Source organism: Cupriavidus sp. HY129 (assembly GCF_059492215.1).
The window spans coordinates 1,319,247-1,333,879 of sequence record NZ_CP083254.1; the positions used below are offsets into that span (position 1 = coordinate 1,319,247).

Here is a 14,633-nt window from a genome sequence, read left to right on the forward strand (position 1 = left end):
CCGTGATGTACGTCGACGGGCATTCAACCCTGAAATGGCGGGGGCGGGGAATCGGGGAGAACCCGTGGATGCGCGTGGGAGAGCGTAGCGGGTGAGCAATGACGCGCGTATGAAGCAGGAAACTCTGCGGGCGCGCCAAAGCAAAAAGGCCGAAAGCAATGCTGCTTTCGGCCTTTCCTGAATTCGCTGGTGGGGCGTGAGTGACTCGAACACTCGACCTACGGATTAAGAGTCCGCTGCTCTACCAACTGAGCTAACGCCCCAACGAGAAAGAGATTCTAGCAAGGTACCGAATACTGCGCAAGCCCTTGTTCGCATTTTTTTCATCGGCGTGTCAGGTGCCGCTTACAATGCGCCCACTGTCTCAATGGCTCCTATCCGTCATGCACGCCCGTGTCCTGCGCTATCTCGATGAAGTCGTGCGCCGTGGTTCGATCCGCCGCGCCGCCGAGCATCTGCACGTGGCGCCAACTGCGATCAACCGGCAGATCCTTGAGCTAGAGGCGGAGCTGGGGGCGCCGCTGTTCGATCGGATCAACCGCCGCCTGCACCTGACGCCGTTGGGCGAGATGGTGCTCGCTCACGTGCGGCAGACGCTGCGCGAGCATGAGGCGCTGCAGGTGCGCGTTGCCGAGATCAAGGGCGCGCGGCGTGGCATGGTCACGGTTGCGACCACGTCGGGTCTGGCGGGCTCCCTGTTGCCGTCTCTCGTGCACGACTTCCGTCAGCATCATCCTGGCATCGTGGTGCGTGTGGCGGACCTGCCCGTGGCCGGCATTGTGGCGGCGGTGGAGCAGGGCGATGCGGACCTGGGGCTCGGGTACGACTTGCCGGAGGTGGCGGCGTTCCGCGTGATGGCCAGCCGTGACTGGTCGATTGGCGCGGTGGTGGCGCCGGGGCATCCCCTTGCCATGCAGCCGTCGACGCGGCTGGCGGAGTGCGCCGGCTATCCGTTGATCCTCCCGGCGCCTTCGCTGTCGATCCGCGCGCTCGTCGACGACGCCTTCGCGCGGCAGTCGGTCGAGGTGACACCCGCTGTGGAATCGACCTCGGTCGTGTTGATCCAGCGACTCGCGGCAGCCGGGGTCGGCGTGGCACTGCTCAATCCGCTCGATGTGATGGATGAGCGCGCACGTGGCGCCGTGGTGTTCGTGCCGCTGCGCGACAGCGACCTACGGCAGCAAGCGTTGAGGATGGTTGCGCGGGTGCGGGCGCCGCTGAGTCCCGCAGCCGAATTGATGGCGGAGCGTATCGGCACGGCGCTGGACAGCCTGTTCCGTTAATTCCGCTCGTCCACGGTCTAGGTGTCCTCATTTTGTGGACACCAAGCGCGAAATTCTGCGCTTTTGGTGTGTACTGGCGTTGCGTAGACTGCGCAACGTTCACAACCCATGCACATCACCATGACTTTGATCCTTCAGCACGCCGACGTACTCGTCACCATGGACGCGCAGCGGCGCGAGATTGCCGATGGCGCGCTGGTCGCGAACGGGCCGGCGGTGGAGTGGGTGGGGCCCACGGCCGAACTGCCCGAGCAATACCGTCGGCTTGCCGACGAGGGGCGCGCCGAGGTCGTCGATATGCGCGGGCATGTGGTCATGCCCGGGCTGGTCAACACCCATCACCATATGTACCAGAGCCTCACGCGCGCCGTGCCTGCCGCGCAGGATGCCGAGCTGTTCGGGTGGCTGACCAATCTCTACATGCTCTGGTCGCACCTGACGCCGGAGATGATCCGTGTGTCGACCCAGACCGCGATGGCCGAACTGATGCTGTCCGGATGCACGACTACCAGCGATCACCTGTACCTCTATCCGAATGGATCGCGCCTGGACGATTCGATCGACGCGGCGCGCCAGATTGGCATGCGTTTTCACGCGGCACGCGGTTCGATGAGTGTCGGCCGTAGCCAGGGTGGGCTGCCGCCCGATGTCGTCGTGGAAACCGAGGCAGCGATCCTGCGCGACAGCCAGCGGCTGGTCGAGCAGTATCACGATGCGTCGCGGCACGCGATGCTGCGTGTGGTGCTGGCCCCGTGCTCGCCGTTTTCCGTGTCGCGCGACCTGATGAGAGAGTCCGCGAAGATGGCGCGCCACTACGGCGTGTCGCTGCATACGCACCTTGCGGAGAACGACAACGACATTGCCTACTCGCGCGAGAAGTTCGGCATGACGCCCGCGCAGTACGCGGAGGATCTGGGCTGGGTTGGGCACGATGTCTGGCACGCGCACTGCGTGAAGCTCGATGAGGAGGGGGTGGCGTTGTTCGCCCGTACCGGCACGGGTGTGGCGCATTGCCCTTGCTCCAACATGCGGCTGGCTTCTGGCATCGCGCCGATTCGCCGGATGCGTGATGCCGGCGTGCCTGTGGGCCTCGGCGTCGACGGCAGCGCATCGAACGACGGCGCGCACATGCTTGGCGAAGCGCGTCAGGCGATGCTGCTGCAGCGGGTCGGGTATGGCCCGGCCGCAATGAGCGCCCGCGAGGCGCTAGAGATTGCCACGCTTGGCGGGGCCAAGGTGCTGAATCGGGATGATATTGGCGCGCTCGCGCCGGGTATGTCGGCGGATATCGTCGCCTTCGACATGTCGGGCGTCGGCTACGCCGGGGCTGGGCACGATCCGGTGGCGGCCCTGGTGTTCTGCACGCCGGGCAATGTGTCGATGAGCGTCATCAATGGCCGCGTGGTGATTCGCGACGGACATCTGCTGACTGCCGATCTGCCGAACGTGCTGTCGGATCATCGGCGCCTGGCGCGCACACTGTTCGAGCGCGCGCAGGCGGCGGGTGCGTGATTCGCTGAAAGCGTCCGGCATTTGATGAGCGGATGACATCAACGCCGGTCGATGCTGGGGCTGGTGTGCTGCGACGGCGCATGCGCTGGACGGCACCGGCGCGACATCGGTGGCTCGGGGCTCGACATTGAGCGGCGCCAAGCCACCAAAAGCAAAAGGCCGGAAGCATTGCTGCTTCCGGCCTTTTTGATGTCTGGTGGGGCGTGAGTGACTCGAACACTCGACCTACGGATTAAGAGTCCGCTGCTCTACCAACTGAGCTAACGCCCCGACGAAGACCGAGATTCTAGCAGCATTTTTGGCTTTGTCAAATCTTTGATGAGAGATTCTTCTGCCAGCCTGCACATCGCCCTGACATATACGACTGACATGCTCGTGCGCAGCGCGTGCGCCGCGATGGGAATTCGCCCGACGTCGTGACGAGCATTGAGACACATCGCATTCTCATATTTCCGCGCATGGGATCGAAGACGATTTCCGCCAAGCCATGTTAGGATGCTTTTCCACTTGCATATTGGAGGGCTGTGATGATGGAAATCAAATTCCAGGAGCAAGACCGCTACGACATCAACAACGAGGGTTTGCTGTTCCACGCGATTGTCGATGGTGAGCAAGTGACATGTGTCGTAACACGCGAGGCGCTGTGGGAAGGCTTTAGTGCCGACCAGGTGCTGTCGCTCGAAGAGGCTTTCCGTGCTGGTCGTGAAACGATCGAGCGCGCGGCCTTGGTGCTGATAGAGCAGGGCGTGCCGCAACCTATCGTGGTCAAGCGCGCGCACGTGGCGCCGGTCTGACCCGGCGGGGCACCCCTCCGCCGCCGGCTTCGGCTACGTTTCACGCGTAGACCGGCCGGCGCGCTCACATACCTACCGTCTTTCGTCTTATATCAACGTCTGGTTGTTCCGATTGCCGCTCAGGCAGAGGCTGCTGCGTCTGACGCGCTGGCTTGTGGCGAGCGCGGCACGGCTCCCGGGCGCTGAGCGCATTCCTCGAAGATGCGCGCCTGGCATTGCGCGCAGATGTCGGGCGAAAGACTGCCAATAATCGTGTGCAGCGCCTGTCGCTTGGTGGGGAAGATGTGGTCGTCGCCGAGCTTTGCGGTGAAACCGGTCTGTTCCCAAGTTTCGAGGACCTGCGTGCGCGGACGATGGAAGTAGAGGTCGCCGCCGGCTGCACGCCGCTCCGCCAACTCGGCTTCCCACATCTCCGCGCCCGCCAGGTCGATGAAATTCATGCTCTTGGTCATCGCCAGCAGATGCTTCTGGCTGGCGTTGACCGTACGCAGCCAGTGCAGGCGATCGGTGACGTATTGCACGGCGCCGAAGTAGATCGCGCCTTCCATGCGCAGGAGCTTCAACTGCGGACATTCCGGTTGGGGGCGGCGCAGTTCGTCCAGCGGTGTGAAGCGGCGGCCCGGGTCATCGGCATCGGGCACGAGGCTGCGTACGGCGGGGCGCGAGGTGCGATACAGGTACGCGACGAGCGACAGGATCGTGCCGAGCAATACGGCCATCTCGAGCCGGATCGCCAGCGTGGCGACGAAGGTGCCTACCGCGATCGCGAACTCGGTGCGCGATAGTCGCGCGATACGGCGCAGGCGCTGGAAATCGAACAGGCCCCAGGCCACGAGCAGCAGCATGGCCGAGATCGCCGCCAGCGGAATCTGCGCCAGCAACGGGGCGCTGACCATGACGAGCACGACCAGCAGCAGCGCAGAGAACACGCTGGCCAGTGGCGTCCGCGCGCCGGCCTCGAAATTCGGGACCGAGCGGTTCAGCGACCCGCACGAAATGTAGCCAGAGAAGAATCCGCCCGCGATATTCGACAGCCCCTGGCCGATGAACTCGCGATTGGCGTCGATGTGCTGGCCCGAGCGCAAGGCCACGGCCTTGGCAATCGAAATCGACTGGCCGAGCGCGACGATGGTCAGTGCCGAGGCAATGCCAAGCAGGTCAGGCACCGTGCGCCAGTTGATGTCGGGGATATGGAACGGCGGGATCGCCGATGGAATCGGCCCCACCACGTTCACATGCCTGGCGTCGCCCCAGCCCGTCGTGTTGAGCAGCAGCGCCACGCCGTAGCCGGCGAGCAGGCCGATCAGCATGAAAGGCGCGCGGCGCGAGATCCGTTTGACGAGCAGCGTGACCGCCAGCGTCACGGCGCCGACGATCAACGCGCTACCGCTGACCGTGTCGAGATTGTCGAGCAGGAAGCGCACCACGCCGAAGGCGCTCGTGCCGGTTGGCACGGCAAGCCCGAGTAGATCCTTCAGCGCGTGAAGTCCGATCAAGGTCGCGGCGCCACAGGTGAAACCGAGTAGTACCGATGGCGAAATGAAATTGGCGAGCGATCCGAGCCGGAGCGCGCCTACCGCCAGTTGCAGGATGCCGACCAGCATCGTGACCGCCAGCGCCAGCGAGATATAGGCGGGGCTGCCCGCAAATGCCACCGGGCTCAGCATGGCGAACAGCGCGAGGGAATTGGCGTTGGTCGGCCCCGACATCACATGCCAGCTCGAGCCGAACAGGGCGGCGACGATGCAGGGGATCACTGCCGTATAGATGCCGTACTGCGGGGGTAGACCTGCCAGCGTGGCAAAGGCCACGCCCTGCGGTAGCACCAGCACCGCGCCGAGCAGGCCGGCAATCAGATCAGCGCGCAGCGTCAGCGGCGTAACGCGCGGGAGCCAGGGAAGCCAGCGCGTCAGGGCCAGATTCGCACGCATCGGCTAGCCGAGCGTGAGCGTGGCCACGACCGGGGTGTGGTCGGACGGCTGCTCCCAGCGGCGGGGCTCCTTGTCGATGACGCATGTCGCGCACTGCCGCGCCAGGTCGGCCGAAAGCAGGATATGGTCGATACGCAACCCGGCATTGCGGCGGAAACCCATCATTCGGTAATCCCACCACGAGAACATTTTCTCGGGCTGTTCGAACATGCGGAATGAGTCGACCAGACCCAGGCCGATCAATGTCCGGAACGCGTCGCGCTCCTGCGGCGAGACCAGGTTTTGGCCTTCCCACTTGGCCGGGTCGTGGACGTCGCGGTCTTCCGGGGCGATGTTGAAGTCGCCCAGCAGCGCGAGTTTCGGATACCGGGCCATTTCGGCGCGCAGCCACTCGATCATGGCCTTGAGCCAGTCGAGCTTGTAGACAAACTTGTCCGAGTCCAGCGCCTGACCATTCGGGAAGTACGCGCTGATCAGACGTACGTCGCCGTACGTGCCGGCGATCACGCGTTGCTGCGCATCCTCATAGCCGGGAATGTTGCGCACCACGTCAGTCGGCACGGGCATGGCCGCGTTGCGTGCCAGGATCGCCACACCGTTGTAGGTTTTCTGGCCCGTGAAAATGCTATGGAAGCCGGCCGCTTCGAGTTCGGCCAGCGGGTACTTGTCATCGGGCAGCTTCAGTTCCTGCAGGCACAGCGCGTCGATCGGCGCGCCCGCGGCATCCTGAGCGCCTAACCATTGCAGTACCTGCGGCAGACGTACCTTGAGGGAGTTGACGTTCCAGCTTGCGATTCTCATATCTCGTTTTTGTTTGGATTGTCGTTGTCGCCGTGCGCGTCGCCGATGGCGTCCATGCCGCCAAGCAGTCCGCGCTGGTCCAGGATCGCGTAGGCGATTTCCGGATGGGTATCCATGCTGCGGCGGATCGCGGCCGGGATCGCCTGCCGGGTCTTGCGGCACAGGCCTGGCTGGTCCGCAAGTTCAATGCGGAAGCCGCGCGTCGTGCGTACCACGTTGTCGCTCGGCGTGATGCTGATAACGATGCCGAGCAAATCGCGCATCCTGGCCTTCATCCGCTCGAGTTCATCGAGTGTGGCAATGTTCTCCAGCCGGTCAACCAGCTTCTTCTCTTCCTGCTGTGTCAGTTGCAGGATGCGCAGATCGGCGTGGGGGTCCGCCAGCAGCGCATCGCGATTGCAGACACAGGCGCCCGGTGGACATTCCTTGCGAATCGGGAAAGGAATGTTCATGGTCCGGGCGCCTGGGGGCAGGGCGGGGTAGGTGGCGGTCAGGCAGCGACTGCTGCTTCCGTCATGCCACCGTGCCGCAGCAGCGCGTCGATCTGCGGCGCGCGGCCGCGGAACGCCACGAACGATTCCATCGCCGGGCGGCTACCACCCACCGACAGGATCTCGCGGCGATAACGCTCGCCGGTTGCGCTGTCGAGCACGCTGCCGGAGAGCTGTGCGGCTTCCTCGAATGCTGCGTAAACATCGGCGGACAACACTTCGGCCCACTTGTAGCTGTAGTAACCGGCGGCATAGCCACCCGCGAAGATGTGGCTGAACGTATTCGGCCAGCGCGACAGCGGCGACTGGGGCACCACGTGCTTCGCGTCGTTGATCTTGCGCGACAGTTCGAGCACCGATACCGCACCCTGCGGGTCGTAGTCGGTATGCAGGTGCATGTCGAACGACGAGAACACGATCTGGCGCAGCGTCATCATGCCGTTCTGGAAGTTCTTCGCGGCCAGCATGCGATCGAACAGCGCGCGCGGCAGCGGCGCGCCGGTTTCCACGTGGGCCGTCATCGTCGACAGCACCTCGTATTCCCAGCAGAAGTTCTCCATGAACTGTGACGGCAGCTCCACGGCATCCCATTCCACGCCGTTGATGCCGGACACGCCGAGGTCGCCCACCTGCGTCAGCATGTGGTGCAGCCCGTGGCCGAACTCGTGGAACATCGTGATCACTTCATCATGCGTGAACAGCGCGGGCTTGTCGCCGACCGGCGCGGTGAAATTGCAGGTCAGGTAGGCCACCGGCGTTTGCACGGTGCCGTTGCCGCGTTCCTTGCGGCCACGCGCATCATCCATCCAGGCGCCGCCGCGCTTGCCTTCGCGCGCGTACAGGTCAATGTAGAACTGGGCGAGCAGCGCGCCCTGAGGCGACACCACGCGGAACAAGCGCACGTCCTTGTGCCAGGTTTGGGTCGTGTCCGGCTGGATGCGGACCGAGAACAGCTTCTCGGCCACGCCGAACAGCCCTTCGAGCACCTTCGGTTCCTGGAAGTACTGTTTGACCTCGTCGTCGGAGAACGAATAGCGCTTCTGGCGCAGCTTTTCAGACGCGTAGGCGACATCCCACGGCGCGACGTCGTTCAGGCCGAGTTCGGCGGCGGCGAATTCGCGCAGTTCGGTCCAGTCGTGTTCGGCGAACGGGCGGGCCTTGACGGCCAGCTCGTCGAGGAACTTGAGCACTTCGGCCGGCGACTCGGCCATTTTCGGCACCAGCGAGACTTCGCCATAGTTGGCGTAGCCCAGCATATGCGCCTCTTCACGGCGTAGCGTCAGTTGCTCGCGCATATTGGCCGTGTTGTCCCAGTCGGCCTGACCATTGCCGTGCTGCGGGCCCAGTTCCGAGGCGCGCGTGACGCTGGCCTCGTACATGGTCTGGCGCAGCGAGCGGTCGTCCGCGTATTGCAGCACAGGGAAGTACGACGGAAAGTGCAGCGTGAACTTCCAGCCTGCCTTGCCATCCTTCTGGGCGGCCAGCGCCGCGGCTTCCTTTGCGTCGGCCGGAATACCGGACAGGCGTGCTTCGTCCTCGATATAGAGGGCGTAGCCATTGGTGGCATCGAGCACGTGGTCGGAGAACGCCTTTGACAGTTGCGCCTGCTGTTCCTGGATCTCGGCAAAGCGCGGCTTCTTGTCCTCGGCCAGTTCGGCGCCGCCCAGGCGGAACCCGCGCAGCTCGTTCTCGAGCAGTTGCTTGCGCGCCGGCGAAAGGCTCGCGAACTCGGGGCCGGCGGCGACGGCCTTGTACTTTTCGTACAGGGCCAGACTCTGGCCCAGCGATGACCAGAATTCGGTCATGCGGGGGAGGTAATCGGCGTGTGCCTTGCGCAACTCGGGGGTGTCGGCTACCGCGCTGAGATGGCCGACCACGCCCCAGGCGCGGCCGAGCGGCTCGGTGGCGACTTCCAGTGCCTCGACGGCGCTGGCCCAGGTGGCGGGGGTGGCCGAATCCTCGGCGCGGGCGACGGCTGCCTGCGCCTGGGCGAGCAGCACGTCCAGCGCCGGGCTAATGTGCTCGGGCCGGATCTCCGCGAAGCGCGGCAGGTCGGAGAAATCAAGCAACGGGTTGCTGGCGCGGTCGGTAGTATCAGTCATGGTGGCAAATTCCGATTGGCTGCCGGGATGCGGCATCACACGTGCAAGATGAGGCCTATGCGCCGAAATATCCAGTACGACTTAGCTATTGGCGCGATTGGCCCATCACTCAGGCCCTCACCTAGAGCATCACTCAGGCGATGCCGGCTTTGCGTTCCGCGGCTTCCAGCGTATTGATCAGCAGCATCGTGATCGTCATCGGGCCCACGCCACCCGGAACCGGGGTGATATGGCCGGCCACTTCGCGCACACCGGTGAAGTCCACGTCGCCGCACAGCTTGCCGGCGTCGTCACGGTTCATGCCCACGTCGATCACCACGGCACCCGGCTTGACCATGTCGGCAGTAATGATGTTGCGGCGACCCACGGCGGCGACGATCACGTCGGCATCACGGGTGTGGGCAGCGAGGTCGCGCGTCTTGCTATTGCAGATCGTTACCGTTGCGCCAGCCTGCAGCAGCATCATGGCCATCGGCTTGCCGACGATGTTCGAGGCACCCACCACCACGGCGCGCGCGCCGCGCAGCGGATACTGGATCGATTCGAGCATCTTCATGCAGCCGTACGGCGTGCAGGGGCGGAACAGCGGGGCGCCGGTCATCAGCGCGCCGGCGTTGGCCACGTGGAAGCCGTCTACGTCCTTTTCTGGGGCGATGGCTTCGAGCACCTTGTGGCTGTCGATATGCTTGGGCAGCGGCAGTTGGACCAGGATCCCGTGGATCTTCGGGTCGTTGTTCAGTTCGTCGATGCGGGCCAGCAGGTCGGCTTCGGACAGGTCGGCCGGGTAGCGGTTCAGCGACGAATAAAATCCGTTGTCCTCGCACGCCTTCACCTTGTTGCGCACATAGACCTGGCTGGCGGGGTCCTCGCCTACGAGTACCACGGCCAGGCCGGGCTGGTGGCCGGCCGCGGTCAGGCGGGCAGCGCGCTGGGCGGCCTCGGCGCGGATTTGTTTGGCAAGGGCGTTACCGTCGATCAGGTGAGCGGACATGGGGATACGTGACTGGAGAGGCTTGGGGAAACGGGGAGCCGGCGCCGGCGGGGTGGCCGGCGTCGCTCGTGAAACCCGAATTATAAAGGGGTTGACCAGAATCAGAACGGGCTGCCTGGCTTGATCGGATACAACCCGGTTTCTGGCCGGGGCTGCTAGCATCCGCCCGATGCAGATCGACGATTCCTCACTTCAGGCCCTGCTGGCGACCTGGCCGCTTCCGACCCTCTCCGTGGCGATGCTCGCCTGGGTGGCGTCGCAGCGGCCATGGCGGCTGCTGCGGCAGGAACCGCTCCAGCACGCCTGGCTCGGCGGGCTCGTATTCCTGACCTTGCTGTGGTCGGCGCGGGCGACGGTCGGGACCGGGGTCGTGGTTCAGCTGATGGGGGCCCCGCTGGCGGTGACGATGTTCGGGCTGCCGCTGGCGATGCTGACGCTGGCCGTCGTCGATCTGGTGTCGCTGCTGGGGCTGGCTTACTTGGCGGGGCAGGGCTGGGCGGATATCGCCTGGGTATCCATGGCGCCGCGCTTTATCTGGATGGCGGTGGTTCCGGGGGTGCTGACTGCCGGGCTGCAGGCCGTGATGCGACGCCGGCTACCGCGCCACCCGTTCATCTTCATTCTCGGCCACGGCTATTTCGCCCCGCTGGTGGCCGCCATCGTCGCCGGCAGCCTTCGCACGCTCTGGCATTTCCATTTGGGACCGCCCCACGCCGGGCTGACGATCGGGGACAGCCTGACCGGCGCCGTGGTGATCGGGTTCGGCGAGGCATTCCTGACCGGGATGCTGGTGGCGATCTTCGTCGTCTATCGCCCGCAATGGGTGCTGACGTTCACGGACGAGGACTATCTGACGGGGAAGTAACGAGCGGCCAAGAGACGGGCAGGCGCCGTTCGGTCGGCAATCGGCAAGGGGCCAGCTCCTTCCCGCCGCGACGGGGAGAAGGAGCGGCAAGGCGGGACTCAGCTATTGCGCGAGAGCGCCAGGCGCAGCAGATCCGCCACCGTGTTGACGTTGAGCTTTTCCATGATGTTGGCGCGGTGCGCCTCCACGGTCTTGATGGAAATGCCCAGGTCGTCGGCGATCTGCTTGTTCAGACGGCCTGCCACGATGCGCTCGAGCACCTGCTGCTCGCGCGTGGTCAGCTTGCTCAGCAGGTCCTTGGCGGCACGCTGCTCGCGCGCGGCCGAGTGATCGGTGCGGGCTTTCTGCAGCATCCGTTCCACCAGCGAGCGCAGTTCCGATTCGTCGAACGGCTTCTCGATGAAGTCGATCGCACCGCGCTTCATCGTCGAGACCGCCATCGGCACGTCGCCATGGCCGGTGATGAAGACGATCGGGATGTCGATGTTCTCGGCGATCATGCGCTCCTGCAACTCCGGGCCGCTCATGCCGGGCATACGGACGTCCAGGATCAGGCACGAAACCTGGCTGGCGTCGTAGGCGGACAGGAACTGCTCGGCGCTGTTGAAGCTGCGCACCTGGTAGCCGTTGCCCTCGAGCAGCCAGGTCAGCGAGTCACGCATGGCTTCATCGTCGTCGACGATGAATACGGTCTCGCCACGATGAGGCGTGGGGCTGGGCGTTGCGGTCATGAAATCTCCTGGGGCAAAGTCGTTTGCAACGAAGTGTAACCGCCAGCGGCAGTGCGCAACACCCCGGGTGAACGATCCGGACGACCTCCCGATGCCCCGCGGCAGAGGGTCGTCCGCTTCGCCCGAGGGCATCCCCGTTACTGTTCGGGTAGCGCAGGCTGCAGCGGCAGGGTGATTTTAAACGTACAGCCGATGCCGTCCACATTGTTTTCTACCCACAGACGGCCCTGATGGGATTCGATGATCGAACGGCAGATATTCAGGCCCATGCCCATGCCGTCCGATTTGGTGCTGAAGAACGGCTCGAACAGGCGCTCCTTGGTGGCTTCGTCCACGCCCGGGCCCTGATCGATCACGTCGATGCAGACGCACTGGCCAAACTCGACGTTTTCTACCCGGGCGTGCAACCGTACCACGCCCGCGGCGCGCAGGGCCGGCATGCCAGCCATCGCTTCCACGGCATTCTTGAGCAGGTTGACCAGTACCTGCTCGATCAGCACCGGGTCCACGTAGAGCATCAGCGGCGGGGTCGGCAGGCGGGTCAGGATCGTGACGCGGCGTCGCGTGGCCTCCAGGTCGGCCAGGCCCACGGCATCGGCCACGATGTCGTGCAGCGAGGCCTCGCGCCGTTGCGGCTGGCTACGTTTCACGAAACCGCGAATGCGGCTGATGATCGTGCCCGCACGCACCGCCTGCGCCGAGGTCTTTTCCAGCACCGGGATCAGGTCTTCCGGCGTGCTCCGGCCCGAATGCAGGCGAGCCACGGCGCCCATGCAGTAGTTGTTGATGGCCGCCAGCGGCTGGTTCAGCTCGTGCGCCAGCGACGACGCCATCTCGCCCATCGTGGTCAGGCGGCTCGTGAACTGCAGGCGTTCCTCGTGCTGGCGCGCCATTTCCTCGGCTGCCTTGCGCACCGTGATGTCGGTGGCGATCTGCATCTGCGCGAGGTGGCCGTCCACCCATTGGATATAGCGGCGGCGCACTTCGAACCATTTCTGCATGTCCGGCACGAACACCTCGCGGGCGTCGGACGCGTACGGCATCAGTTCCGAAGCAGGCAGGCCGGCATAGGCGTCGACGAAGTCGGTGTTGTCGCTCGACATCTGGTCCTTGTCGAAATCGTCCCCGGCCAGCTTCAGGTGGCCCTCGGCTTCCCAGCCGAAGAGTTGCCGATAGTACCGGTTGGCGAACAGCAGTTCGGCCTTGTCCGTGGCCAGCACCGACACAGCCGCGTCCAGGCTTTCCAGCACCGTCGTGAAGCGGTCATGCGCGGCGGCGAGTTCCTCGCGGGCGCGCTTTGGCTCGGTGATGTCCGTCATCGAGCTCATCCAGCCCGTATGGCGGCCACGGCTGTCGACCAGCGGCGATACGTACATGCGGGCGAAGAAGCTGCTGCCGTCACGGCGCATGACGCGCATTTCATAGCCGGTGGCCGGCGACTTGCCCTGCAACGTCAGGTCGATCTGCTTTTGCATCTCCTGCTGGTCATTGGGCGGCCAGTAGGGGAAGGGCGGCACGCGGCCGACCAGATCGCTCTCGGTCCAGCCCGTCATGCGGCAGAACGCGGGATTCACGTAGGTAATTCGCCCGTTCAGGTCTAGCGCCCGCAGCCCGATCAGCATCGAGTTTTCCATCGCGCGACGGAACGAGGTTTCGGCCAGCAGGGCGCGCTGGGCCTCGGAGCGACGGCTGGTATGGCGCCACATGCTCCACAGGCTCCACAGCAGGAAGCACGACAGGCCCACCACCAGCCACAGCAACATATTGTTGGGCAGGTTCGACGGCGGCGGGTAGGCGTCGGCGCGCAGGGACAGCGAATGGCCCGGCGGGTCGAGCAAGACTTCGTAGGACAGCGCGTTGCCCGGTACCGGACGTACCGAGGTGCTGGCCCGGGTCTGGTTGTTCTTGTCGATCAGCGAGAAGCGGTAGCGCTCGGTCAACTCCGGTGGCAGCAGGTGCGTCAGGATGCCGTTGATCGAGTAGAGCGCGCCCAGCGTGCCCAGGAACTCGTTATCGCGCACGATCGGCACTTCCATCAGCATGAAGCTGTCGCCGCGATCGTTCATTAGCGGCCGGGAATAGACCACACGCTGGGTCTCGCGCGCGGCGTCGAACGTGTCCAGGACCTCGGGCTCGAGCGGCTGATCGGCGGTTTCACGCAGGCGGGCAGCAAATTCCGACGTCGATGGCAGCGACCAGCGGCCGCGCCGCGTGGCGTCGAGCCAGTTGATGAAGACGATCTCCGGGTTCTCGCGCAGGATTTCCTGTGCGGCCGTCCGGTAGGCGCCCTGGTCGAGTTGTGCGGCGGCAATATCCCGCGCCAGTGAGGCCAACTGGTCCTGGTTGCTCAGCAGGGACAGGCGCACTCGCTGCTGCGCCCAGGCGGCGTCGCGGTATAGCGCGTCGCGCTGCTGCTGGTGCTCGGTTTCGTGGAGCGACCAGAGGATGACGCCCATCGCCACCGTGAACAGCACGATGGCCACGAGCGGGATGAACATGAACCAGCTCGTGGCGACGAGATTGCGCCAGCGCGTGATCCAGAGGCGGCGGGGGGCGGCGGCAAGCGGCGTGCCGCCGTCCGTGCCATCGGTGCTGTCTTGTGCCTCGGCCTGGGGGGCGCCATGGGCGTCGCCACCATTTGTACGGGCGGCATGAACTACCCCGTGAGGGGCATCGCTGACGGCGCCGGCAGGGTTCGGAGGCAGAATGGCCGTGCGCAGGCCGGAGAGAATTCGTTTGAGAAACTGCATAGGGGATTGACGGCTGACCGAGCAGTTTATCCACTTTATTGCGGTGCGTCGCTTGGGGAAAGCGCCTACACGGCACAGTATTTGTGCGCTGGTCGCGAGGCCTTGGAAGACGGACGCGATGCGATTTCTGATGCACTGCCGCAATATTTCACATTATAAGAAATGACTTCGTAATCTGAAAATTTAGCTTGTCATCACTTGCTGTGCTTCCATAGAATCGCTTCGACCGATCAATGCGGGCGGGCGCACTGCGCTTGCTGAGTACAGGATCCGGGCGATGAACGCGTCATCAGCCCCAGAGAGGATCCGGCTTTGGCCTACCGATGCCAGGGCAAGGCTTGGCGCTCCGCCGCGACGTCACAAACCGTCAAGACCGGCCGCT

Annotated in this window: 11 protein-coding genes and 2 tRNA genes; 4 read left to right on the forward strand and 9 right to left on the reverse strand. The window is 64.6% G+C overall.

Going from position 1 to position 14,633, the window contains the following annotated elements:
- Positions 1 to 187: 187 nt before the first annotated feature.
- Positions 188 to 263: transfer RNA gene (locus tag K6G35_RS06090), tRNA-Lys, on the reverse strand.
- 120 nt (positions 264 to 383) lie between these two features.
- Here K6G35_RS06090 and K6G35_RS06095 point away from each other — a divergent pair.
- Together K6G35_RS06095 and K6G35_RS06100 are read left to right on the forward strand one after the other, a co-directional pair.
- Entirely contained in the window at positions 384 to 1,283 is a 900-nt protein-coding gene (locus tag K6G35_RS06095) for a LysR family transcriptional regulator (protein WP_495676210.1), read from the forward strand.
- A gap of 120 nt (positions 1,284 to 1,403) precedes the next feature.
- Complete coding sequence (locus K6G35_RS06100; protein ID WP_040011231.1) at positions 1,404 to 2,795, forward strand: 8-oxoguanine deaminase; 1,392 nt, start codon at positions 1,404 to 1,406, stop codon at positions 2,793 to 2,795.
- Positions 2,796 to 2,989: 194 nt separating this feature from the next.
- On the opposite strand, the gene K6G35_RS06105 is transcribed toward K6G35_RS06100, so the two are convergent.
- Positions 2,990 to 3,065, reverse strand: a tRNA-Lys gene (locus K6G35_RS06105).
- Positions 3,066 to 3,325: 260 nt separating this feature from the next.
- Here K6G35_RS06105 and K6G35_RS06110 point away from each other — a divergent pair.
- A complete protein-coding gene (locus K6G35_RS06110) occupies positions 3,326 to 3,589 on the forward strand; it encodes a DUF1488 family protein (RefSeq protein WP_008650441.1) in 264 nt (87 codons plus the stop codon).
- A gap of 119 nt (positions 3,590 to 3,708) precedes the next feature.
- Here K6G35_RS06110 and K6G35_RS06115 read toward each other — a convergent pair whose 3' ends face one another.
- The 5 genes from K6G35_RS06115 to folD form a co-directional block, all read right to left on the reverse strand.
- Complete coding sequence (locus K6G35_RS06115) at positions 3,709 to 5,520, reverse strand: SulP family inorganic anion transporter (protein ID WP_035881886.1); 1,812 nt, start codon at positions 5,518 to 5,520, stop codon at positions 3,709 to 3,711.
- Between the two features lie 3 nt (positions 5,521 to 5,523).
- Positions 5,524 to 6,321 carry an exodeoxyribonuclease III gene (xth, locus tag K6G35_RS06120; protein ID WP_008650438.1) on the reverse strand — a complete coding sequence of 266 codons (798 nt, stop codon included), beginning with the start codon at positions 6,319 to 6,321 and terminating at the stop codon, positions 5,524 to 5,526.
- On the reverse strand, positions 6,318 to 6,773 hold the full coding sequence (locus K6G35_RS06125) for a hypothetical protein (protein ID WP_035881887.1): 456 nt from the start codon (positions 6,771 to 6,773) through the stop codon (positions 6,318 to 6,320). The genes xth and K6G35_RS06125 overlap by 4 nt, the downstream gene beginning before the upstream one ends.
- A 38-nt stretch (positions 6,774 to 6,811) precedes the next feature.
- Positions 6,812 to 8,914: a M3 family metallopeptidase gene (locus K6G35_RS06130; RefSeq protein ID WP_495676211.1), complete on the reverse strand. Its 2,103-nt coding sequence runs from the start codon at positions 8,912 to 8,914 to the stop codon at positions 6,812 to 6,814.
- A 133-nt stretch (positions 8,915 to 9,047) separates the two neighbouring features.
- Positions 9,048 to 9,905, reverse strand: a complete 858-nt coding sequence (gene folD / locus K6G35_RS06135) for a bifunctional methylenetetrahydrofolate dehydrogenase/methenyltetrahydrofolate cyclohydrolase FolD (RefSeq protein WP_495676212.1) — start codon at positions 9,903 to 9,905, stop codon at positions 9,048 to 9,050.
- A 169-nt stretch (positions 9,906 to 10,074) separates the two neighbouring features.
- Between folD and K6G35_RS06140 the strand changes: the two genes are divergently transcribed.
- Positions 10,075 to 10,770, forward strand: a complete 696-nt coding sequence (locus tag K6G35_RS06140) for a hypothetical protein (RefSeq protein WP_495676213.1) — start codon at positions 10,075 to 10,077, stop codon at positions 10,768 to 10,770.
- A 98-nt stretch (positions 10,771 to 10,868) separates the two neighbouring features.
- Here K6G35_RS06140 and K6G35_RS06145 read toward each other — a convergent pair whose 3' ends face one another.
- Positions 10,869 to 11,501: a response regulator transcription factor gene (locus tag K6G35_RS06145; protein ID WP_008650428.1), complete on the reverse strand. Its 633-nt coding sequence runs from the start codon at positions 11,499 to 11,501 to the stop codon at positions 10,869 to 10,871.
- 137 nt (positions 11,502 to 11,638) lie between these two features.
- A complete protein-coding gene (locus K6G35_RS06150) occupies positions 11,639 to 14,251 on the reverse strand; it encodes a PAS domain-containing sensor histidine kinase (RefSeq protein WP_035881890.1) in 2,613 nt (870 codons plus the stop codon).
- Between the last annotated feature and the right edge of the window lie 382 nt (positions 14,252 to 14,633).

Excerpts from the sequence above, each read along its gene's own strand:
- K6G35_RS06095 (WP_495676210.1), top strand. The coding sequence starts at position 384 with ATGCACGCCCGTGTCCTGCGCTATCTCGATGAAGTCGTGCGCCGTGGT.
- K6G35_RS06100 (WP_040011231.1), top strand. The coding sequence starts at position 1,404 with ATGACTTTGATCCTTCAGCACGCCGACGTACTCGTCACCATGGACGCG.
- K6G35_RS06110 (WP_008650441.1), top strand. The coding sequence starts at position 3,326 with ATGGAAATCAAATTCCAGGAGCAAGACCGCTACGACATCAACAACGAG.
- K6G35_RS06115 (WP_035881886.1), bottom strand. The coding sequence starts at position 5,520 with ATGCGTGCGAATCTGGCCCTGACGCGCTGGCTTCCCTGGCTCCCGCGC.
- xth (WP_008650438.1), bottom strand. The coding sequence starts at position 6,321 with ATGAGAATCGCAAGCTGGAACGTCAACTCCCTCAAGGTACGTCTGCCG.
- K6G35_RS06125 (WP_035881887.1), bottom strand. The coding sequence starts at position 6,773 with ATGAACATTCCTTTCCCGATTCGCAAGGAATGTCCACCGGGCGCCTGT.
- K6G35_RS06130 (WP_495676211.1), bottom strand. The coding sequence starts at position 8,914 with ATGACTGATACTACCGACCGCGCCAGCAACCCGTTGCTTGATTTCTCC.
- folD (WP_495676212.1), bottom strand. The coding sequence starts at position 9,905 with ATGTCCGCTCACCTGATCGACGGTAACGCCCTTGCCAAACAAATCCGC.
- K6G35_RS06140 (WP_495676213.1), top strand. The coding sequence starts at position 10,075 with ATGCAGATCGACGATTCCTCACTTCAGGCCCTGCTGGCGACCTGGCCG.
- K6G35_RS06145 (WP_008650428.1), bottom strand. The coding sequence starts at position 11,501 with ATGACCGCAACGCCCAGCCCCACGCCTCATCGTGGCGAGACCGTATTC.
- K6G35_RS06150 (WP_035881890.1), bottom strand. The coding sequence starts at position 14,251 with ATGCAGTTTCTCAAACGAATTCTCTCCGGCCTGCGCACGGCCATTCTG.